Source organism: Streptomyces sp. a15, assembly GCF_059026085.1.
In genome coordinates this window covers 45,065-66,258 of sequence record NZ_JBWLKM010000027.1, presented here as the reverse complement: position 1 = coordinate 66,258, position 21,194 = coordinate 45,065, and the positions used below count along the sequence as shown (strand labels likewise).

20 protein-coding genes and 1 pseudogene are annotated in these 21,194 nt (G+C 71.3%); 10 read left to right on the top strand and 11 right to left on the bottom strand.

The annotated features are described in order from the left end of the window. The first annotated feature begins 17 nt into the window (after positions 1-17). Positions 18-1,037 carry an acyltransferase domain-containing protein gene (locus tag AC5P09_RS26120; protein ID WP_493876206.1) on the top strand — a complete coding sequence of 340 codons (1,020 nt, stop codon included), beginning with the start codon at positions 18-20 and terminating at the stop codon, positions 1,035-1,037. On the opposite strand, the gene AC5P09_RS26115 is transcribed toward AC5P09_RS26120, so the two are convergent. After that, on the bottom strand, positions 1,019-1,273 hold the full coding sequence (locus AC5P09_RS26115) for an acyl carrier protein (protein WP_493876205.1): 255 nt from the start codon (positions 1,271-1,273) through the stop codon (positions 1,019-1,021). The genes AC5P09_RS26120 and AC5P09_RS26115 overlap by 19 nt on opposite strands. A 120-nt stretch (positions 1,274-1,393) precedes the next feature. On the opposite strand from AC5P09_RS26115, the gene AC5P09_RS26110 reads away from it, so the two are divergent. Then, positions 1,394-1,855, top strand: a complete 462-nt coding sequence (locus AC5P09_RS26110; RefSeq protein WP_493876204.1) for a nuclear transport factor 2 family protein — start codon at positions 1,394-1,396, stop codon at positions 1,853-1,855. Positions 1,856-1,859: 4 nt separating this feature from the next. Beyond that, positions 1,860-2,534 (top strand): 2-phospho-L-lactate guanylyltransferase, encoded by a 675-nt coding sequence (gene cofC / locus AC5P09_RS26105; protein ID WP_493876203.1) that lies wholly within the window; start codon positions 1,860-1,862, stop codon positions 2,532-2,534. Here the strand turns inward: cofC and AC5P09_RS26100 are convergent. The 3 genes from AC5P09_RS26100 to AC5P09_RS26090 form a co-directional block, all read right to left on the bottom strand. After that, on the bottom strand, positions 2,504-2,980 hold the full coding sequence (locus tag AC5P09_RS26100; protein WP_493876202.1) for a MarR family winged helix-turn-helix transcriptional regulator: 477 nt from the start codon (positions 2,978-2,980) through the stop codon (positions 2,504-2,506). The two genes, cofC and AC5P09_RS26100, sit on opposite strands and share 31 nt — an antisense overlap. 51 nt (positions 2,981-3,031) lie before the next feature. Then, a complete protein-coding gene (locus AC5P09_RS26095; RefSeq protein ID WP_493876201.1) occupies positions 3,032-3,514 on the bottom strand; it encodes a hemerythrin domain-containing protein in 483 nt (160 codons plus the stop codon). A 111-nt stretch (positions 3,515-3,625) separates the two neighbouring features. Further along, positions 3,626-4,021: a YybH family protein gene (locus AC5P09_RS26090; protein ID WP_493876200.1), complete on the bottom strand. Its 396-nt coding sequence runs from the start codon at positions 4,019-4,021 to the stop codon at positions 3,626-3,628. Positions 4,022-4,106: 85 nt separating this feature from the next. Between AC5P09_RS26090 and AC5P09_RS26085 the strand changes: the two genes are divergently transcribed. Together AC5P09_RS26085 and AC5P09_RS26080 are read left to right on the top strand one after the other, a co-directional pair. Then, complete coding sequence (locus tag AC5P09_RS26085; RefSeq protein ID WP_493876199.1) at positions 4,107-4,820, top strand: nucleoside/nucleotide kinase family protein; 714 nt, start codon at positions 4,107-4,109, stop codon at positions 4,818-4,820. After that, entirely contained in the window at positions 4,756-5,373 is a 618-nt protein-coding gene (locus AC5P09_RS26080) for a hypothetical protein (RefSeq protein WP_493876198.1), read from the top strand. Before AC5P09_RS26085 ends, AC5P09_RS26080 begins: the two co-directional genes overlap by 65 nt. A 15-nt stretch (positions 5,374-5,388) precedes the next feature. Here the strand turns inward: AC5P09_RS26080 and AC5P09_RS26075 are convergent. From AC5P09_RS26075 to AC5P09_RS26050, 6 genes and pseudogenes are all read right to left on the bottom strand, one after another. Continuing rightward, a pseudogene (locus AC5P09_RS26075) lies at positions 5,389-7,220 on the bottom strand (hypothetical protein). A 70-nt stretch (positions 7,221-7,290) separates the two neighbouring features. Next, complete coding sequence (locus AC5P09_RS26070) at positions 7,291-9,009, bottom strand: hypothetical protein (protein ID WP_493876197.1); 1,719 nt, start codon at positions 9,007-9,009, stop codon at positions 7,291-7,293. 2 nt (positions 9,010-9,011) lie between these two features. Next, the gene (locus AC5P09_RS26065) at positions 9,012-9,914 is read right to left on the bottom strand and encodes a carbohydrate ABC transporter permease (protein WP_493876196.1); all 903 of its coding nucleotides are present in this window, start codon (positions 9,912-9,914) and stop codon (positions 9,012-9,014) included. After that, entirely contained in the window at positions 9,911-10,831 is a 921-nt protein-coding gene (locus AC5P09_RS26060) for a carbohydrate ABC transporter permease (protein ID WP_493876195.1), read from the bottom strand. The genes AC5P09_RS26065 and AC5P09_RS26060 overlap by 4 nt, the downstream gene beginning before the upstream one ends. Positions 10,832-10,954: 123 nt before the next feature. Next, a complete protein-coding gene (locus AC5P09_RS26055; RefSeq protein WP_493876194.1) occupies positions 10,955-12,280 on the bottom strand; it encodes an ABC transporter substrate-binding protein in 1,326 nt (441 codons plus the stop codon). A 274-nt stretch (positions 12,281-12,554) separates the two neighbouring features. Continuing rightward, positions 12,555-13,688 carry an ROK family transcriptional regulator gene (locus tag AC5P09_RS26050; protein WP_493876193.1) on the bottom strand — a complete coding sequence of 378 codons (1,134 nt, stop codon included), beginning with the start codon at positions 13,686-13,688 and terminating at the stop codon, positions 12,555-12,557. A 327-nt stretch (positions 13,689-14,015) separates the two neighbouring features. Between AC5P09_RS26050 and AC5P09_RS26045 the strand changes: the two genes are divergently transcribed. The 3 genes from AC5P09_RS26045 (at position 14,016) to AC5P09_RS26035 (ending at position 18,809) form a co-directional block, all read left to right on the top strand. Next, positions 14,016-14,921 (top strand): N-acetylglucosamine kinase, encoded by a 906-nt coding sequence (locus AC5P09_RS26045; RefSeq protein WP_493876192.1) that lies wholly within the window; start codon positions 14,016-14,018, stop codon positions 14,919-14,921. A 181-nt stretch (positions 14,922-15,102) separates the two neighbouring features. Next, positions 15,103-17,031, top strand: coding sequence for a phosphatase PAP2 family protein (locus AC5P09_RS26040; protein ID WP_493876191.1), 1,929 nt, complete (start codon positions 15,103-15,105; stop codon positions 17,029-17,031). A 92-nt stretch (positions 17,032-17,123) separates the two neighbouring features. After that, on the top strand, positions 17,124-18,809 hold the full coding sequence (locus AC5P09_RS26035; protein ID WP_493876190.1) for a phospholipid carrier-dependent glycosyltransferase: 1,686 nt from the start codon (positions 17,124-17,126) through the stop codon (positions 18,807-18,809). A 9-nt stretch (positions 18,810-18,818) separates the two neighbouring features. Here AC5P09_RS26035 and AC5P09_RS26030 read toward each other — a convergent pair whose 3' ends face one another. Further along, positions 18,819-19,220 (bottom strand): DUF3662 domain-containing protein, encoded by a 402-nt coding sequence (locus tag AC5P09_RS26030; protein WP_493876189.1) that lies wholly within the window; start codon positions 19,218-19,220, stop codon positions 18,819-18,821. 236 nt (positions 19,221-19,456) lie between these two features. On the opposite strand from AC5P09_RS26030, the gene AC5P09_RS26025 reads away from it, so the two are divergent. Both AC5P09_RS26025 and AC5P09_RS26020 read left to right on the top strand, forming a co-directional pair. Continuing rightward, entirely contained in the window at positions 19,457-20,380 is a 924-nt protein-coding gene (locus AC5P09_RS26025; RefSeq protein WP_493876188.1) for a MurR/RpiR family transcriptional regulator, read from the top strand. Positions 20,381-20,777: 397 nt separating this feature from the next. Next, complete coding sequence (locus AC5P09_RS26020; protein WP_266451322.1) at positions 20,778-21,170, top strand: hypothetical protein; 393 nt, start codon at positions 20,778-20,780, stop codon at positions 21,168-21,170. Positions 21,171-21,194: the final 24 nt, after the last annotated feature.

The following is a 21,194-nucleotide window of genomic DNA, read 5'->3' as shown; positions in this document are numbered from 1 at the left end:
GAGGCGAGGGGGGTTCCGTGGAGCGCCGTCGAAGTGTGCTGCTGCTGCCCGGACAGGGCGCGCAGCGGGAACGCATGGCCGCCGGACTGTACGAGGTGGAGGAGGAATTCACCGCGCCCATGGAGGAGTTCTTCGGCCGGCTCGGCGCGGCGGGGGCCCGGCTGCGGTCGGCGTGGCTGTGCCCGGCGCCCAACCCGGAGCTCGACGAGTCCGCGGTGGCGCAGCCGCTGCTGCTCGCCGTGGGCCACGCACTGGGACGTGCGGTGGGGGCGGCGACGGGACCTCCCGGGCTGCTGCTCGGCCACAGTGTGGGCGAGTTGGCGGCCGCCTGCCTGGTGGGCGTCTTCGATCCGGCGGACGTCGGCGCGCTGGCCGCCGCCCGCTCCCGGGCGCTGGAGGACAGCGGGCACGGCGGGATGCTCGCGGTGGCGGCACCGGAGGGGGAACTGCCCGAGGATCTGGGCAGTTTCGCGCCGGGGGTGGCCGTCGCCGCGCTCAACGGACCGCGTCAGACGGTGCTGGCAGGACCCGCGGAGGCGCTGGCCGCCTTGGAGCGACGGCTGCGGGACGGCGGGTTCCTGGTGCGCGCGCTGCGTTCGGGGCACGCCTTCCACAGCCCTGTCATGGAAGGGGCCGCGCTGCGCTTCGGTGCGGCGCTGGCGGAATTCGGGCCGCGTGCTCCGCGGCCGGGCAGCACCGTGGTGTCCACCCGTACGGGGGTCGCGATGACCTCGGACCAGGCGCGGGATCCGCACTTCTGGGGCGGGCAACTGGCCGCCCCGGTGCGGTATTGGCCGGCTCTGCGCGCACTGCTGGACACCTGGGGAAGGCGGCCGGGGCTGCTGCTGCTCGACGGCTCCGCGGACCGGAGCCTGAGCGCCCCGGCCCGGCACCACCCCGCGGTGCGGGATGGCGCCAGCGAGGTCGTCCCCCTGCTGGCCGCCGGCCGGGACGCCGGTGGCCCGGCCGACGCGACGGTCTTCGCCGAGGCGCTGCACCGGCTGGGGGACCAGCGCGATCACACGAGGGTGAGCTGACCTTGGACGTACTGGATGAGGGCGGCGGGGGTGGTGAGTTCGTCGAGCTGTTCGTCGGGCACGGTGACCGCGTAGTCGTCCTGAATGCGGGTCACGATCTCGTAGACGGTGAGCGAGTCGAAGCCCAGGTCGGTGAACTCGGTGTGCAGCGTGGAATCCTTGATCTCCTCAGCTGTGGCTCCGTCGAAGCAGGCGTTCACGATGCCCTGGAACTCGGTGATGGTGAAGGTGGCCATGCGGCACACACTGTGCGGTCGCACTCGACGGGGGCTGGAGACCGGCTCGACGGCAGCCTGACGCCGTCGGCTCCGCCACCGCTCGATCCTGCCTCCAGTCGGCGGCCGCAGCATCGGGCCATGACCACTGACGAGTTGGCGAACGGTCCCAAGCTTCCCTCCGCCGAGCTGTACGTGGAGGTGACACAGTTCTACGCCCGGCAGATGCACCGGATGGACACGGACGACTTCGGCGGTTTCGCCGCCACGTTCGTCGCGGACGCGGTGTTCGCTCTCGCGGGCGGCACCGAGTTGATCGGCCCGGAGGCGATCGAGGCAGGCGCGCGGGCGGCGGCGGGCCGGTTCGACGGCGCGCAGCCGCGGCACTGGTTCGACATGATGACGGTCGAGGAAGCCGACGACGGCACGGTGTCGACCAGCTACTACGCGACGGTGACGGTCACTTCCGCGCAGGGTTCCGTGCTGGTGGAGCCGACCTGCTTCGTCCGGGACACCCTGGTCCGGGTGGGCGGGGTGCTGCGCAACCGCTCCCGGGTCATCGAGCGGGACGACCTCGTGCTGCGCGCCCGGGCGCAGGGCTGAGCACGTGTGGTCGGTGGTGATCCCGGTCAAGCCGTTCAGCAGGGCCAAGTCCCGGCTCGCGGCGGGGCTGGGCCCGTGGCGCCACGAGCTGGCCCACGCCTTCTTCCTGGACACACTGTGGGCGGTACGCAACACCGAAGGGGTCCGTACGGTCGTGGTGGTGACCGCCGATCCGCTGGCCGCCGCGCAGACCCGCACCCTGGGCGCGGTGGTCTGCCCGGACGCACCCGGTGTCGGTCTGAACGCCGCCGTGCGCCTCGGGGCCGCCAAGTGCCGTGCGGTGGGCCCGGAAGGCCCGGTGGCGGTGCTCACCGCCGACCTGCCGGGCCTGCGTCCGCAGGAGCTGGAACAGGTCCTGCGGGAGGCACGCCACCATCGGCGGGCCTTCGTCGCCGACCACACCGGCGAGGGAACCACCGTCCTGACGGCGCTCACCACCGCCGGCCTCGCGCCCGCCTTCGGTTCCGGCTCCGCGCACCGGCACGCCCTGAGCGGGGCGTTCCCCGTCGAGATGCCGAGCGACTGCGGTATCCGGCTCGATGTGGACACCCCGGAAGACCTGGCGCGCGCGGCGCTACGAGGGGTGGGGCCGTACACGGCGGCGCTGTTCCGTCTGCGGAAGGCGAGATACCCGGTGGCCGATCCCGTTCAGGGTGCTTCCTCGACCGCTTCCTCGTAGCTCTGGATGGCGCGAACGATGGTCGCGCGATCCTGCGGGCTGAGATCGTCGAAGACCTTGCGCCAGGCCCTGGCCCCGCTGGCCAGCCAGGCGTCGACGGCCGCGCGGGTGCTGGGGTCCTCGGAGAGCGAGACGATGCTGCGCCTGCGGTCGCCGGGATCGGAGTGACGCTCCACGACGCCCTGGCGCTGGAGGTCGCTGACCATCAGGCTGACCGTGGTCGGCGCGACCTCGAGCCGGGCTGCGAGGTCCTTGACGGACGTGGGTCCGTCGAAGAGCAGACAGGACAGCAACGACAGGTGCCTGGGCGCCAGCCGCAGGGAGCGGAGCTGTTCGGGCACGGGGGCGCGTTTGGCGCGGGACACCAGCCGGGGCAGGCTGACCAGCATCGCCCGTACCGCCTCTTCGGTGGTGAGGCGGTTCCCCGCGTCCGGCTCCTCTGACATCGCTTCGACCTCCAGGTCAGCCACGGTACCGGACCCTGGTGCGGCGCCGTCCTACGAGGTGGGGCCGGGCGCGGTCACCCCCAGGGCGGGCAGCAGGTACGTCTCCTCGTAGACGAAGTGCTCCTCGAGGCCGGCCACCGTCCGCTCCAACTCCGCGCGCAGCCACGTCAGGTCCTGGCCGTCGTCGTTCTCCACGAGCTTGCTGAGCCGGTCGAGGCCCGCGGCCACCTGCCGGTGTTCCTCGCGCAGCCGCTCGATGACGGGGGCGATCTCGGGATGGCGCTGCTCGAAGACGGGGAAGGCGCCGTCCTCCATGGTGTGGTGGTGGTGCAGTCCCACGCAGTACTCCAGGCAGCGGGCCCGTAACTGCTGGACGAGGGAGGCTCCGTCGCCGGTGCCGCTCACGGCGGCCGTGAGCCCGTCCTCCTCGTCGAGCGCGGCCCGCAGTGCCGAGAGCTGCGCGCGCAGTTCCCGGTGTCCGATGAGCAGCTGCCGGCCGGCGGCGCGGCTGTCGATGTCCTGAGGAACGGGCATGGAGACCTCCGAGAAAAGTTTGTTTTCAAAGCAAACTCATCTGTGAGGCTACAGACGTCCGCGGACTCCCGTCAATCACGTGCCGTCCCCGCCGTGGGCCGTACGCCGGGGTCAGTCGTGCGGGAACGAGTGGTGCTCGTGGGCGACCAGCCAGCGGCCCCGCTCCTTGCGCAGGCCGAAGGTCAGTCTCAGGCGCAGGGTGGGCTGTGCGGCGAGTTCCTCCGGTGAGGCGCAGCGCAGCAGCGCGTGGGCGTAGGCGACGTCGGTGCCGGCCGTGATGTCGAGGGTCTCGATGTCGAAGCAGGCTCCCTGGGCCTGCCACGCGAAGAACGGCGGCCAGGTCGCCCGGTAGGCGGCCAGACCGTGGATGCCCTCGTGGGGCGGCGGTACGTCGAACATCACGAGGTCCTCGGCATGGTCCGCGAGGACGCCGTCGAGGTCGCCCCGGTGGACGGCTTCGGCCCACTTGGTGATCAGCGTGCGGATCTGCGCCTGGTCGTCGGACATGGCGTCGGCTCCCTACTCCCCCTGGGTCCAGACTGCCCCGCGCACCCGAAGTCATCGACTTCACGCCGGGTGACACACTCGGAGCGTGCCGCTGACCTTCGACGACCTCCTCATCCGTGCCCGGGCCCTCACCCGCCACGGCCGCCGTGCGCTCCTCGGCATCGCGGGCAGTCCGGGCTCGGGCAAGACCACGCTCGCCGAGCACCTCGTACGGGCGCTCAACGCGGACGGTGACCCGTGGGTGGCGCACGTTCCGATGGACGGCTTCCACCTCGCCGACGCCGAACTCGACCGGCTCGGTCGACGTGACCGCAAGGGTGCCCCCGGCACCTTCGACACGGCGGGGTACGCGGCGCTGCTGCGGCGGCTGCGCTTCCCGGAGTCGGACGGCGAGGTCGTGTACGCGCCCGGCTTCGAACGGGTGCTGGAGCAGCCGATCGCGGGGGCGATCCCGGTGCCGCCGACCGCCCGGCTGGTCGTGACGGAGGGGAACTATCTGCTCCTGGACACGGGCGTGTGGGCGCGCGTCCGGGCCGAGCTGGACGAGGTGTGGTTCTGCGACCTCGACGAGGACGAGCGCGTGCGCCGACTGGTCGCCCGGCACGAGGAGTTCGGCAAGGGGCACGACGAGGCGGTGGCGTGGGTGCTCGGCAGCGATCAGCGCAACGCCGAGCTGGTCGCCGCGACACGGGAGCGGGCGGATCTGGTGGTGCGGGGCGTCGTAGGGTGGCCGGATGGGGCTGGACATCACCGTGCTGGCGGTGGACTGGGGGCGGTTGGAGCGGACGCCGGCGGGTGAGCGGGAGGGCCTGCTGTACGAGGCCATGGACCCCGACGACGAGCCCGGCCCGCGGCCCGAGCCCGAGGCGGGCTGGGTGTTTCCCGCCTCGCCGAAGGTGCCGTGGAGCGGACGGTACGAGTTCCGCCTCACCCTTGGCTCGTACAAGCCGCATTTCTGGGCGGCGGACGGCTGGGACAAGGCCCGGGAGTTCGCGGACCCCGCGCTGCGCGAGCCCTTGGACGGCTTCCTCCGCGGCCTGATCTGGTGGGGACCGGACCTGGACGACGAGGACGACGAGTCGGACGGCCGCCTCTTTCCCTCGGATCCCGAGCCCTTTGGGCCACGCCGACTGCTCGTCCGCCCGCCGGCCTCGGTACGGGCGCTCGCCGCCCACTGGACCCGGGCCGAACCGCTGGTGGCCGCGCTCCGCGAGACCTACGACGCACACGCCTCGCACCCAGCAGGGTGGATCCCGGACTTCGACGCGTTCGACGCCCTGGTGCGCCAGTGGGCCGAGGTGGTCGCCGAGACCGCCCGGCGCGGATGGGGCCTGCTTGGTCTGACCGCCTGACGTCCGGCCCCGTGGTCAGCGCCGCAGCGTCAGTTCCGGCTCCGCGTGGGCGTCCCCGGCCACGTCCCCGATCACGGCGGTGAAGGCGTCCGTCCGCACGATCAGCCCTTCCCCGCCTCGCTCGACGGACACCCTGAACGGCTCCTCGGAGCCGTACCGCACCGCGAAGACATGCAGGTTGTCCGGCGCGTCCTGGATCGGCCCGGCCTCCAGGGCCGTCGAGCTGACCAGGTGCCGCCGGCCCTGGTCCGGGTTGCCGTAACCGCGCGGGTCCTCGGCGAGGGCGAACGCCGCCTGCTCCTGGGTGAGTTCGGCGCGGGCATCGAAGTGGTCGGCGCCCTCGGCCTCGGGGTGGGTCAGGCGCAGGGTGCCCGCCGAGGACACGGGAGCGTGGGCCGTACGGCGGACCCGGTCGCCGTCGTCCTCGGCGTAGGGCAGGCCGGCCAGCAGGTACGGCGTTCCGTCGAGGCGTTCGACGGCGACCGTCGTCCACAGCAGCGTGCCGTCGGTGACGTACAGGGAGCGCACATGGCGCAGGACGTGGTCGCGGCCGACGACCGGCTTGGTGACCAGCTTGGCCGTCAGGCCGTCGGCGCGGACGTCGCGGACGCGGACCTCGCCCATGGGGCGGCACAGCAGGAAGCCGTCGGTGACGGGGCCGAAGCCGTGCTGGCGGTTGACGGCGGCGGGCAGGCAGTACGTGCCGCCCGCCTCGACCACGGCCGGGGTCATGCGGTCGTCGAAGGCCACCGAGACCGTGCCCGCGCGCAGTTGGTGCCGTGCGGTCGCCGGGGACGGCTCGCGGTGCCAGCGTGTGGTGTCCTGGATCTGCCAGACCAGCATCCACGCGAAGTGGCCATCGACTCCGCCGTCCGCCTTGGCCGCGTGCCGGGCCCAGCGGCTGTCGCCCCGGTAGCGGCCCAGGTCGGAGCCGATGCGGGCGCCGAAGTAACGCAGGCCGAGGACCGACTCGAAGGCGGAGTGCTGCTCGCTGTAGCGGGGGCCGCCGTTGCCGAAGCCGCCGCTCGTGAGGCGGGCGTCGATGTAGCGGGCGAGCGCGTCGCCGTCCTCGGCGAAGATCTCCTCGCCGCTGACCCGGTGGGCCTGGGCGAGGAAGGAGAGGGAGATCGGGCCGTAGTTGTTGTCGTAGGCGCCGCCGTGCTCGGGGGGCAGGAGGGCGCCGCGGTCGCGCACCCGGTGGGCGCGGATCTCGTCGGCGTACAGCTCCAGCGCCCGCGCGCGGACCGACTCCCCCTCTTCGCGCGGCAGATGACCGGCCAGCATCAGGCCGCCGACCACGCAGCCGATCGCCTGGTTGCCCGCCTCCTGCGGGTTTTAGAAGGTCGCCTCGGTCAGCCGGCGCCAGTAGCCGTGCGCCAACTCCAGCAGCCGCGTGCGCTGTTCGGCGTCGACCAGGCCGTCCGCCGTGTCCAGCACGTTGACCGCCTGGAGCAGCGCCCACACCGTGCTCGGCCAGTCGCCGATGGGGTGCGCGCCCGTCGCGAGGGTGTAACGGGCGTACGGCAGGCGGGAGTTGCGGGCCCGCAGGTTTTCGGGTAGCCGGGGTTGTCGTCGACGTACACCCGCTCCCGCAGGTGGAAGGCGAGGCTGCGGCGTACCGCCTCCGGCAGACGCGGATCCTTCGTGCGCTGCCAGGCGAGCGCCAGCAGGGAGGTGATGCCGAGTGACGTGTCGCCGATGTCGTCGACGCAGTCGGGGTGTTCGAGGTTGCCCTCCGGCGTGAGCCGGGCCAGGGCCTGCTCGACGACGTCGGCGAGGACGGCGTCGTACGCCTCCGGAGTGTCCGGCAGGTCGTGCAGCGGGCCGCGCTGGTGCGCAAGGTGCACGGGAGGGGGCGCGAGGCGCACGGGGATCAGCCCTTCATGCCTGAGGTGGCCAAGGCGTGGGTCGTCGGCGTCACACGACAGATGCGGGCCGGCGGGCGTGCAGTGCGACGGTCAGTGTGTGCGGGCCGAGTCCACCGATGTAGACGCGGTTCCCGGTCGTCGCGTCGGTGCCGCCCACCACGGTGTAGTCCTGACCCGGGTCGTAGCGCAGTACCTCGCTCCGGTCCGGCCCGGCGAGCGGTTCGCCTGCCTCGACGTCGGCCTCGACCCGGATCTCGTCGTCACCGACCCGGTAGGTCATCGGCCCGTTCGTCAGGCACCAGCGTCCGTCGCCGATCGGTACGGCGCCCTCTGGCACGCCGCCCGGCCGGAAGGTCAGTTCGAGGGCCCAGGGGACCCGTGGTCCGCTGATGTCGATCCGCAGGTCGGCACCGTCTTCCCTCAGGTCCACTTCGACGCGGGTCGTCTGGGAGACCTCGTCCCGAGGCCGGTCCGGGAAGGCCATCGCGGCCGAGAAGCGTCCCTCGTCCGCCATTCGGTAGGCACCGCCGTCCTCCCGCCGGTCCGGCGGGAGCGGCTGGTAGTAGGCGGCCATGAGGGTTTCGGTGAGCCGGTACCGGTTGTCGGCGAGCTGTTGCATGCCGGCGGCGCGGAACGGGCCCAGGTCGAAGAACCCCCGCGAGAGACGGACCGCGTCGAGGACGGCGTCGCCGGCGAACAGGCGCAGGAAGGTGGGGTTGCAGGCGAGGCCCGAGCGGATGCGCCGGTGCTCGGGCACGTCGGAGCCGCCGTACACCACCGTGTGCGCGGTGGCCGAGGCGCGGGCGGCGAGGCGTGCGGTGGTGAGGTACCGGTCGCGCGGAAGGATCTCCGCAGTCGGGGCCGGCAGGGCGCGGCACAGGTCCGGGGTGAGGAGGGTCTCGGCGAGCAGGTCGGGGTCGTCCATACCGCCGGCGGCCGCCAGCCGCGCCACCCGGGCGAAGTCGCCCCGGCCGGTGCGGATCGCGAGCAGCCGGTAGTGCGGCAGGTAGGGCGCCAGCGGGAACGGGTGGTTCTGGTCCTGCCGTCGCGAGTGGACGGTCTCCACCGTGCCGTCCGGCCTGATCAGGTCCAGGGTCGTGGCGAGATTGCGTTCGACGGCGTACAGCAGGTCGGCGCGGCCGAGCACTTCGGCCAGCAGCAGCAGCGACGGGTTGGACACATGGGCCGCGTAGTTGGCGCTCCGTTCCGAGTACAGGCCCTCCGCGTCGATGTCGACGCCCTCGGCGAGCCACTCCTCGACGCGGTCGAGCAGCCGGTCGTCCGGGAACGACCGGTGCAGCCGGGCCAGCGCCGCGCACAGCTCCCAGCGGTGGTTCGGGGTGTGCACCCCACCTGTCAGGAGACTGCCACAGGCGGCGCCGGCGATCTCGGCGAGCGCGGCCGCGACGTCCCCCAGTTCCGGCCCCGCGCCGACGGCGAGGACGTGCGCGTCGCACACGTCGTTGACGGTGAACGCGGAATCCGGCGGCGACTGCACGTTGTCGCCGCCGGCGAAGAGGCCGGTGGGTGTCTGTACGGCCCGGAGGGCGCGGAGCTGGGTCATCGTGGCGGCGATGGCCTGCCTGCTGCTGTGCAGTACCGAGTCCGGGGAGCGGTACGCCGCGACCAGGGTCTTGACCCGGCGGGCCAGGCCGCGGTGCGGCACACCGGCGGGTTCCTCGTCGGGGCCGGCCGCCAGCGGGGCGGCCAGCCGGTCGGCGGCGCGGGCCGTCGCGCGGACGAACTCGTGGTCGAGCGGGGTGCGCAAGGTCAGTCCTTCAGTCCGGCATTGATGTCTGCGTTCATGACGTAACGCTGGAACACCAGGAAGACGACGATCAGCGGAACCATGGAGATGACCGATCCCCCGAGCAGCACCGACCAGTTGATGTTCTGCGCCCCGACGAGGCTCTGGATGCCGATCTGCACGGTGAACTTCTCGGGGTCGTTGAGCATCAGCAGCGGCCAGATGTAGTCGTTCCACCGCCACTGGAACGACAGGATGGCGAGCGTCAGCATGATGGGCCGGGAGATCGGCACCATGATCCTCAGGAAGATCGACAGCTCAGGCGCGCCGTCGATACGGGCGGCCTCGATGAGCTCGTCGGGGACCGTCAGGAAGAACTGGCGGAACATGAAGCAGCCGGTCGCGGTGAGCACGGCCGGGAGGATGATGCCGGCGAGCGAGTTGTAGAGGCCGAGGTCGCGGACCACCAGGAACTGCGGGGCGAGCATGACCTCGGACGGCAGCATCGTGGTGGCCAGGATGCCGACGAAGAAGACCTTGAGCCACTTGTTGTCGTACTTGGCCAGCGCGTACCCCGTGCAGCAGCTGACTCCCACCGTGAGGATCGTCGCGATCACACACACGATGGTCGTGTTGATGAAGTACTGGGCGAAGTTGGCGCTGCGCCACGCTTCCGTATAACCCGACAGCGTGGGGTTCTGCGGAAACAGCGTCAGCGGAAGGGAGAACAGGTCTCCCGCCGGTTTGAAGGAGCTGAGGACGAACCACAGCACCGGCACCGCGTAGAGGGCCGCCAGGACCCACAGCAGAGTCGTCGCGGGCACCGCGCGCCGAAGCCCACCGCTGGCCGCGCCGCGGGGCCGCTTCTTGGGAACAGCCCGTCGGGGCTCGGCGTCGACCGGGCGTGGCATGTCTGTGGTTGTCATCGGTTCTCCACCCGCCGGTTGACCATCAGCTGGATGAGCGCGACGCCCATCAGGAAGAGCATGAGCACGAACGACGCGGCGCTCGCGTAGCCGATCTGGCCTGCCTTGAAGCCGGTTTGGTAGATGTACTGGACAAGCAGGTTGTTCGATGTTCCGGGTCCGCCGTTGTTGAGGGAGGCGAACAGCGGGTATTCCTTCATCCCGTGGATCGTGTTGAGCAGGATGACGATGAAGGAAGTGGGCGCGATGCTCGGCAGTGTGATGCTGATGAACTGGCGCCACGGACCGGCGCCGTCGAGCGCGGCCGCCTCGTAGTACGACGTCGGTACGTTCTTGATCGCCGCGATGAACAGCAGCATGGAGAAGCCCGTCCAGGCCCAGGATGCCGCCACCACGACCACCATCAGCGACAGGTCCGCGTTCGACTGCCACGGCACGGCGCTTCCGCCGAGCTTCTCGATGAGGTAATTGACCAGTCCGAAGTTCTCACCGAACAGCCACCGCCACAGGACACCCACGACGATGGGCGACAGAAGCCACGGGATGAAGAAGAAGACGCGGGCGACCGACACGCCCTTGGCGTGCTTGCTCACCAGCACGTTGGCGATGAGCAGCGAGAACACGAAGTTCAGCGGAACGAAGAGCACGGTGTACAGCAGCGTCCGGGTCCCCGCGTCGTAGAACGTGGAGTCCCCGAACAGCTTGCTGTAGTTGTCCAGTCCGATGTACTGGAACGCCCCCACACCCGTGTAGTTCGTGAACGAGTAGACGAGCCCGATCACCGCCGGCCAGACGAAGAACAGTGCGAAGAGCACGACATTGGCCGCGATGAGAACGAGCGGCGCAAGGGTGTACTTACTGCGTCTCCTGGGCGGGCTCACGGACACGGCGGACACGTCCGAGGCGCGTTTTGTCATCTTCCTGACTCCGTGCTGGGGGATGGGATTGCTGTGGGCTCACGCCATGAGCCCGGCATCACAGGGCCGGCAGGCCCGGGCGGCGGTGTCTCGACCCCGCCGCCCGGGCCTGCCGGCCTACGCTCAGCCGCCGACCTGCTGGTTGTAGCCGTCCACGATGTTCTGCAGGGCCTTGTCGGCCGACTGCTGGCCGTTGATCGCCTTGCCGAGCTCCGTCTTGGTCGGGTCCTCGGTGAGGCTCTTGCCCTTCAGCACCCAGTTCGTCTGCGCGCTGTTGAAGTAGCCGGAGATCGGGTCGTAGAGCGGGATCGACTCGTTGTACAGCTTGAACGCCGCCTGCGCCGCCTCGGACTTGAAGGGGTACTGCGGGTTCAGACCGCTCTCGACCGGCAGGAACCCGGACGCCTCGCACAGCGCCTGGTAGTGGGCCGGCTCGTACAGCCAGGACAGGAACTTCGTCGCGGCGGTGGCCGCGTCGGCGTTGTTGTTGAAGCCCACCGTCATGCCGCCGCTGTTGACGTCGCTGGCCTGCACCGGCTGGGCGGGAGTCGGGACGCTCGCCCACTCGAACTTCTTGATGCTCTCCGCGAAGGCGGGAACCTGCCACACGCCGGACCAGTAAGCGACGACGTCACCGCTCTGGAACATGGCCGACGGGTCGGCGCCGCTGGTCCACACCGACTTCGGCATGGTCTTGTCGTCGTTCAGTCCGACGAAGTAGTCCACGGCCTTCTTGGTCGCCGCGTCCGCCGAGAACTTGCCGGAGGAGTCCGCGTGGACGTACTTCCCGCCCATCTCGTACACCATGGCGCGGAGCCGGGACGGCGACTGGTCGAACGTCAGGGAGTACTTGGCCTTGGTCTTCTCCCGGACCTCGTTCGCCGCCTTGATGAAGTCGGTCCAGGTCCAGGTCTTCTGGGGCGAGGTCGGGAAGGAGACGCCGGCCTTCTCGAAGAGTGACTTGTTGATGAACATGCCGGACGCGGTGACGTCCGAGGGGATGGACAGCACCTTCCCGGACGAGTCCTTGGCGACGAAGTTGGCGTTGATCTTGTTGGTCTTGTCGTTGGCGATGGAGCTGAGGTCGATCAGCTTGTTCGACCAGATCGGGTCCAGCTTCGGCACGGCCGCCACGTCGGGCAGGGAGTTCGCCTGCGCGGCGTTGCGCAGCTTCGCGTCGTAGCCGTCGTAGGGGATGTTGACCAGCTTGACGTCGACGCCGGTTTCCTTCTTGTACTGCGCCACCATCTTCTTCCAGCCCGCGTCCTGTCCCGGAACCGTGGAGATCCAGAACGTCAGCGACTTGGAGTTACCGCCCGAGTCGGATCCCGACCCGCCGCAGGCGGAGAGCAACAGGGCACCTGCCGTGGCCACGGCAGCGAGGGGAACCAGGCGGCGTATACCGCCGCGGCCGAGTCGGCGGGAGCGCCGCACACCCACACTGGTCATGTTCGATCCCTTTTCGTCGTAGCAGAAGAAGCACGGCGCCAGCCGAGGCGGCACGGGTGCATTGTGCAGGGGATTTCGCTTTCCGGGGGCACGGCCTCGCCCGGCCGCGTCGCCTTGACGGGTGGGGTCCCCGGCCATGACGGCCGACGTCGCACAAGCACGCCCTCGTGCGGCTGCCGTACTTCGCGTACGGGCGGGAGGCTCACCCCGAGTCGGCGTCCCGGCCGACTTAGAAAGCGCTTGTCCGGACATTGGCAGACCGAGTCGGAAGCCGTCAATCCTTCGCCCGCGCGGGCTCGGTCACGGTTTGGACTCCCCGGGCGACGGCGAGCCTGGAGGCGCCGACGACCGTGCCGAGTTCCCCGACCGTGCTGCTGACCACTTCGGTGGGCCAGCTCAGCCGGTCCAGCTCGGCCCGTACCCCGGGCAGGAGCTGCGGGTCCGCGCCGGTGCTGCCGCCCAGCACGATCAGTCCCGGGTCCAGCACGGCGGTCACCGCGGCGGTGAGGCGGCCCACGTCCGTGGCATGCCGGCCGACGACCGTGCGGGCCGGGGCCCGGCCCTCGGCGGCGAGGGCGAAAAGCTGCTCGGCGGTGCGGGGGCACGGTCCGTCGGTGCCCTGCCAGGCTTCGGCGGCCCGCCGCAGCAGCGAGCGGGCGCCGATGTACTCCTCCAGGGCCTCCTGGCGCGGCTCGCTGCCGTCGTCCCAGGGGTAGGGCAGCCGGGCCAGCTCTCCGGCGGCGCCGTTGGCTCCCCGCAACACCTGGCCGCCGATCACGATGCCGAGGCCGATGCCCACGCCGATGCGCAGGTAGCCGAAGGTGTGGTGACCGCGCGCGGCGCCCTCGTGCAGCTCGGCGAGGGCGGCGCAGTTCACGTTGTTCTCGAGGTGGAGGGGAACACCCGACGGCAGTGCGACGGCCATGGCGTCGAAGACGGGGCCGGCCTTGGCGGTCGCGGGGCGCATACCGGCGCCTTCCTTCTCCCGCGCGGTGACATCGCCGACGGCGACGACGACCGTGCGCAGCGGGGCGTCGGCGGGCAGCGCGAAGAGGGCCTCGCGCACGACGTCGGCGGCCTCCGCCCGGGAGCCGGTGGCCTGGGTGAGCAGGCTGCCGTCCAGGGCGCAGCCGCGCACCCGGGTGAGGGCGGGTCCGAGGTCGACGGCGAGGACGGCGCCGGCCGCCGGTCCGAGTCCGTATACGGCGGCGGAGCGGCCCGTGCCGCTGGAGGAGGTGCCCGAGCAGGCCGCGAGCCGGGCACCCTCCAGTTCCGCCACGGCGGAGGACACCGTCGGCTTGGACAGTCCCGCCAGGCTCGCGAGCTGCGGCCGGGTCGCGCTGCCCGCCCCGGCGAGCACGGCGAACACCGCGCTCGCGCTCTCGGTCAGGCGGGGCGCTTTCGCCACGTCGTGTTCCACAGTTCTCCCACACAGGTCAAGGCCGCGCTCCCGGGTCGATCGTCTTCGCGGGAAGCGGCGATGGGATGCCCTGGCGTCGCGGATTTCCCCACCGCGCCGGCCGGGCGGGCCCTTGGGTGGTCGAGTGTGCGATGCCTATTGACACGCACTGTACTTCGTTAGTTAACTTCCTAACGAACGTCACGGTACTCGCCTGCCGTGGTCCGTCAGAGGCCCGTCCCGGGGCTTCCCTAGTTCTTCGATTTCCCCAACTCCCCCTGCCCCAGGCACGGTTCGCCCACCGTCGCAGCCAAGCGCAACGACGAAAGAGGATCCGTGCAGGACTCCCCCTCGTGCCCTCTCGTGGTCGGCATCGACGTGGGCGGCACCAAGACGCACCTGCGCGCCTTCGCGGGCGAGCAGGCCGTCGCCGATCGCGTCCGGCCGAGCAGCGGCTGGCGGCCGCACGACCCCGTGGCCGCGGCCGGCTGGCTGGCCGCGCTGGTCGCCGAGGCGCTGCCGGCGGGCGCACGCCCGTCGGCCGTCGCCGTGGGCGGGCACGCCTGCGAGACGCCCCGGCAGTGCGCCCAGATCCGCACCGCGCTGCAACTCCACTTCGACGCGCCCGCGCAGGTTCTGGGCGACGCCGAGCTCCTCGTACCCGCCGCGGGACTGGACCGTGGCGTCGGTCTGGTCGCCGGCACCGGTTCGGTCGCGGTCGGCCGGCTCGACGACGGCAGCCCCGTCCAGGTCGGCGGCTGGGGTGCGTTGCTCGGCGACGAGGGCGGCTCGGCCGGTCTGGTCCGTGAGGCCGCGCGGGCCGTGTGGGCGGCGCACGACCGCGGCGAGGAACCCGACGAACTGGCCAAGGGCCTCATCGCCGCGTTCGGCGTCGCCGAGGTACCGGCGCTCGGGGCGGCACTGGAGAACGCCACGGACGTCTCCGCCGAGTGGGGCCGGCACGCACCCGTGCTGTTCACCGCCGCCGAGGCGGGCTCCTCTCTCGCCCGTACGGTCATCACCGAGGGCGGCAGCGCGCTGGCCTCGCTCGTCGGACGACTCGCGGCACGCGGGGTCGCCGTCGACGACGTGGTGGTCGCGGGCAGTACCGTCCTCGCCCAACCCGCCCTGTACGACGCCTTCGTGTCGTCCCTGGCCGCCCTGGTGCCGGGGGCCCGGCCGAGGCCGCTGACGGTGGCGCCGGTCGAGGGGGCGGTGGCGATGGCCCGTTCACTCGTATGACAGGTGGCGGACGCCGGATCATCCCCGATCCGACACGACTCGCCCGTAGATCTTCGCTCGTACGGCTCGGGAAAGCGCATTCGGCCCTCATGCCACGCGTCGCCCCGCGAGCCGCCATCGATCGCACCATCTTCTTCTTACTCCCGGCCGCAGGGCCGATGAACTCAAGAGAGGCAGACGCATGCCGTCACCAGCCGGGCACCCCTCCCCCTCGTCGCTCCGTGACCGCGCCGTGAACCGAAGGGGGTTCCTCAAGACGTCCCTCGGTGCCTCGGCCGGTGTGCTGGCCGCGCCCACGCTCGCCACCTGGCTGGCCGCCACCGACGCGAAGGCGGCCACGGCCTTCGCCGCGTTCGTCGACGACTACAAGACCAACATCGTCGCGAACACGACGCCCGAGACCAACGCCGTGGTCCGCGCCCTCGGCGGCTTCGCCAAGGTGTGGAAGACCGGCGACGCCTGGAACACCGGCACGCCGCTGATGCCCGAGGTGCTGCGCGCCAACATGCGCTACTGCGCCCGCATCACGGCCGCGCGCACGGAGGCGCAGGCGAAGGAGGCGTTCGTCTACGACCGCCAGCACCAGAGCTACGCGATGATCGGGGCCCTCGGCCCGCTGGCCGACCTGTACCGGGCGGGCGCCAAGGCGGTCACCTCGATCACCAGCGCTCCCGAGGGCACGCCGGCCACCACGATCAGCGACGCCGTCCCGGCCGGCGCCCCCGCGGGCTCCGCGGTCGGCGCGGGCTCCTACGACTCGGCGCTCGGCCAGGTCGCCAAGCTGGTCGACACCGTGCGCGGCCCGTTCGCCTCGGGCAACCCCGCCAAGTTCACGTTCCAGTACCCGCGCCCGTGGCGCATGAACGAGGACAGCGAGGTCGTCGACACCGGCGCGAAGGACGCGCTCGGCTACCCGGTGTACGACTCCGAGGTGGTCGTCGTCACGCAGCTGCTGCGGCAGCGCAGCACCAACGCGGCCGAGGACGGCGGCTTCCCCAGCGGTCACACCAACGCCTTCCACCTGGCGGCCCTGGCCTTCGCGTACGCGGTGCCCGAGCGGTTCCAGGAGCTGGTGACCCGCGCCTTCGAGCTGAGCCACACCCGGATCATGTCGGGCATGCACTCCACCGTCGACGTCCTCGGCGGCCGGATCATGGCCACCGCCCTGGCCGCCGCCGCGCTGGCCGACCCGGCGAACGCCGGCCTGAAGGCCGCGGCCCGCGCCCAGGCCCTGGCGTACTTCCAGGAGAAGACCGGTACGACGCCGGACACGCTGTACACGTACGCCCACTCGGACGGCTCCGACCCGTACGCCGACCGGGACGACAACGAGCGTGCCGTCAAGCCCCGGTTGACCTACGTGCTCACCCGGCACGGTCGCAACGAGCCGCTGACCGTGCCGAAGGGCGCCGAGGTGCTGCTGGAGACGCGGCTGCCGTACCTGGACGCGGCCCAGCGCCGCGAGGTGCTACGGACCACCGCGCTGCCCTCCGGATACGTCCTGCTGGACGGCTTCGAGCAGTGGGGGCGCCTGAACCTGTTCGCCGCGGCGGACGGTTACGGCTCCTTCGACGCCGACGTGACCGTCACGCTCGACGCCGCGGCCGGCGGTTTCCGGGCGGCCGACAGTTGGCGCAACGACATCGACGGCGACGGCGGTCTGACCAAGGGCGGCACCGGCACGCTGACTCTGACGGGCCACAACCGGTACACGGGCGGCACCGTGCTCAAGGACGGCGTGCTGGTCGCCGGTTCGGCGCACGCGCTGGGTCACGGTGATGTGCGGGTGACTGGCGGGACACTGACGCTGGGCAAGTCGCTGCAGGTGCACGGCACGTACGCGCAGGAGTCCGGCACGCTGGAGGTGACGCTGCGTTCGGGTCAGGAGCCGGTCCTGGAGGTGACGCGCCGGGCGGTGCTCGGCCGGGGCAGCACGCTGTCGCTGAGCCTCGACGCGAAGCGGCCGCCGGCCGCGGGCAGCACGGTCCGGGTGCTCGGCGCCCCGGTGCTGCGCGGCCAGTTCGACCGCGTCGAGCTGAACTCCGACACGCTGCGGGCCGTACCCGTCCACACGGCGGAAGGTCTGTCGGTACGACTCCTGAAGCGGTAACGCCCCCGGTGGCGGGAGCTGATGCAGAGTAGGCGCATGAGACGCCCCTGTTTCGCTCCCGCCACCGCCCGCCCGGTGTCACCGCGGGGCGGATGATGACGCACGAACGGCACCCGGTCCTGACGCCGGCCCCTGGGGCGCCCGACGTCCGGCCGGCGTGGCGTTCACGGTCCCGCACACGGTGGCTGGTGCCGCTCCTCGTGGTCGTGCTGCTCGCCCAGATGGCCGCCGCGATGGTGACCACCGCCGTCCAGCAGACCCCGACCATCGACGAGCCGGTGTACGTGGGGACGGCCGCCGACTATCTGCACGAGCACCGCCTGCGCTTCAACCCCGAGCACCCGCCGCTGGGCAAACTGGTCGTCGCCGTCGGCGTGGCACTGGCCGACCCGCACGTCGATCCGTCCTTCACGGGCGGCCAGGGCCGCTTCGGGCAGCACCTCCTGTACGAGTCCGGCAACGACCCCGGCCAGCTGATGCTCTGGGCCCGTCTTCCGGTGATCGCGCTGACGCTGCTGTTCGGCCTGGTCGTCTTCGCCTTCGCCCGTGAACTCACCGGTCCGGTGGGCGCGTTGGCGGCGCTCGCCCTGTACGCCTTCTCCCCCGACGTCATCGCCCACGGCTCGCTGGCCACGCTCGACGTGCCGATGGCCGGGTTCCTGCTGACGTCGGTGTGGCTGCTGTGGCGTGCACGCCGACGGCCTCGGCTGTATCTGCCGCTCGCCTCAGTGGCGCTCGGGGCGGCCCTGGCCACGAAGATGAGCGCGTTGGCGGCGTTTCCGGTGCTGCTGGTGCTGGCCGCCGTGTCGATGTGGTGCGCGGGTGCGGGTTCGGGTTCGGCGGATCGGCGGACGCGGCTGCTGCGGGCGGCCGGGGCGGCCGCCGTCGTGGCGCTGGTCGCCGTGGCCGTCGTATGGGCGTCGTATCTGGCCGTCGATCCGCTGCTGCGCTGGTCGCCGCAGCAGTATGTGCCCGTCGTGCGCGGGCGGCGGGGGCTGCTGGTGGAGCTGCTGCCGTTCCCGGAGGCGTTCCGGGACGGGATGCGGATCCAGTTCGCTCTGGAGAACCGGCCGTGGGAGGGCTTCCTGTTCGGCCAGGTGTACACCGGGTCCCTCTGGTACTACCTGCCGGTCGCGCTGCTGGTGAAGACGCCGCTCGGGATGCTCGCGCTGTGGGCGGCCGGTGCCGTCGCGGTGGTGGCGGTACGACGCCTGCGGCCCGTGGCGCCGTACCTGCTGCTGCCGTCCGCGGTGCTGCTGGCGGCCTCCATGGAAGGGGCGCGGGACTTCGGCACCCGGTACGCCGTCTTCCTGCCGATGTTCCTGGCGGTGGCGGCGGGCTGTGTCCTGGTCGTGCGGTGGCGGTGGGCGCCGGTGCTGACGGCGGCGCTGGTGCTGTTCGTCGCGGTCAGCTCCGTGCGGACGTTCCCCTACTATCTGCCGTACTCCAACGAGGCGTTCGGCGGGCCGTCGAAGACCCGGCTCAGGCTGCACGACTCCAACGTCGACTGGGGCCAGGACCTCGGCCGACTCGCCGACCGGCTGCGCGAGCGGTACCGGGGGGAGCGGGTCTGGCTGGTGTACAAGGGCAGCGGGGTGCCGTCGTACTACGGCATCGACGCGTCCGATCCGCTTGCGGTACCCCGCGGTGCGGTGCGCGGACTGCTGGTCGTGTCGGACTCCTCGGTTGCCAAAGCGAAGGGCCGGCTGGCCGAGTTGATCGAGAGCAGTCGTCCGATCGACCAGGTCGGCCATTCGATCACCATCTATCGCCGCTGACCTCCGCTCCTAGTGGGCCGCGTACTGGAAACCGTCGGCGCTCACATGCGACATCACGCTGCTGGCCACGCGGTAACGGCCGTTGGGCACGTGCGCCGACCTCGTGATGTGCACGGCGAGCGGGCCCGCCCACTCGTAGCCCTTGTGTTCGGCGTGCCGCATCAGGCTGTCGGTGAGCGCCTGGCCCACGTTGGTGCCCCGCCGCGTGAGTTCGTCGTGGACGGAGTCGGCGAGTTCGATGTCGTAGGCGTTGGGGACCACGACCCTGCTCTCGCTGCACACGACCACGTTGCTGTCGCACTCGCGTCGCAGCGCGTCGACGAGTTCGACGGGTTCCTTGTCGAAGACCCGCGCCCACAGCGCCTCCCACCGGTTCTCCAGGGCCTGTTCCACCGCGCTGAGTGCGCTCATTCGCCTCTCACCTGCCGAAGGGTCTGGTTGCGGGGTGCCGCCGGTTTCGAAGCTCGTCGCCGGTCGTCACCGAAGGGCTGTCGCGGGGGCGGGTTCCCGTGCGGAACGCGCGTATCCGTCCTTTCGGCGGGTCGGTCCGTCGCTCGGGCAGGTCGTCGGGCCCTTGCGCGCAAGCCCTGGTCGCCACGGTGTGTGAGCTATGTTGAGGCACTGTGGGAGACAAAGGAGGCGCAGCCGTGCCATCGCCGCAGCAGGCACGCGCCCAGGCGTCCGCGATCACCTCGGGGAAGACCGCACCGGAAGCGGAGGCCTCCCCGACTTCCCAGCTCAGGGGCCTGTTCGACCGGCCACGGCTGTCCCCTGGGCAGCGTCGCATCGCCCAGTACCTGATCGAGCACATCACCGAGGCGGCCTTCCTTTCGATCACCGATCTCGCGGAACGCGTCGGCGTGAGCCAGCCGTCGGTGACGCGTTTCGCCGCGGCGGTGGGCTTCAGCGGTTACCCCGCGCTACGGGAGAGGCTCCAGACGATCGCCCTCGGCACCCTCGCGGGCGGTCCCCCCGCGGCGGAGGAGAACGGCAGCAACGAACTCCAGGCGGCGGTCGACGCGGAGATCGACAACCTGGAGAACCTGCGACGCGACTTCGCCGACCCCGACCAGGTGATCGACATCGGCCGCAAACTGTCCCGGTCGACCCCGCTGACCATCCTGGGCCTGCGCATCTCGGCGTCCCTGGCCGAGTACTTCGCCTACGCCGCGCGCCGGGTCCACCCGGACGTGCGGCTGGTGACCCGGGGCGGCAGCGTCGCCTACGACGCCCTGCTCCAGTCCCGCGAGGCGGGCGGCACCTGGGTCCTGGCGTTCTCGATGCCCCGGCACGCCCAGGAGACCCTGACCGCCGTACGGGTCGCGCGCAGCGCCGGACTCCAGGTCGCCCTGATCACCGACCTGGCACTCGGGCCGGTGGCCGACGAGGCGGACGTCGTCTTCGCCACCGGCACCGGGTCCCGTCTGGTCTTCGACTCCTACGCCGCGCCCGGCGTGATGGCCGCCGCGCTGCTCCAGGCCATGACCGACGCCGACCCGGAACGCACCCAGGCCCGGCTCGAGGACTACGAGCAGATCTCCGACCAGCACCAGTTCTTCCTGCGGGACTGAAACCCACTTCCCTCACATCAGGGCACAAGGGGGTCATCCGTCACATATCCCGCATGAATGTTTTCATGCGTCTTGCAAACCGGACGGCATATATAAATACTGCTCAGGGATCACACCCCGGCCATTCCGGGACACACGTTCCGCTACCCCGCATCCGCCCGCACAGAGACGACGGTCCGCCCATGCGCACGCTGCACCACACCTCGCGCGGGCACCGTCTGACGCCACGGGCCTCTGCACGGACACCTGAAGCCGCCGTCTCCTACCCGCGTCGGCGCCCAGGGTGTTCGGTCGGGCATCGCCTGCGCGAGCGCCCGTGGCGGCCCCGGTCATCCCCTGGACCGGGGCCGCACCAAACCGTCGGACCACCCCCCACGACGCCGCACACCCGGGAGCGATGACCATGCCCCTGACGACCACGCGAACCACCACGCGGATCAGCCCGGACTGGCCGTGCCAGGTCAAGAACCCCGGCAGCTACGACTGGGAGCGCTCGGCGGCCAAGTGGCTGCGCGAACTGGTGCCGGCCCGCTACGCCAGCTACCCGGCCCTGATCCGCCACCCCGTGCTGCTCGCCCGGCACGCGCAGATCCAGGTCCAGCAAGAGGTCCGGGTCGCCCGCACCGCCCTGCAGACCGCCCGGGCCGACCTGCCCGGGCTCGGCATGCCGGAGTCGGTCATCGAACACACGATCAAGCTGTACGCGGCGGAGGTCCTGCAGCTGCAGCACATCGCCCGCAGCGTGCGGGCGGTCACCCAGGCCCTCATCGAGCACGGGCACGGACGCTGACCCTTCCAGGGGCATGAGGCGCGT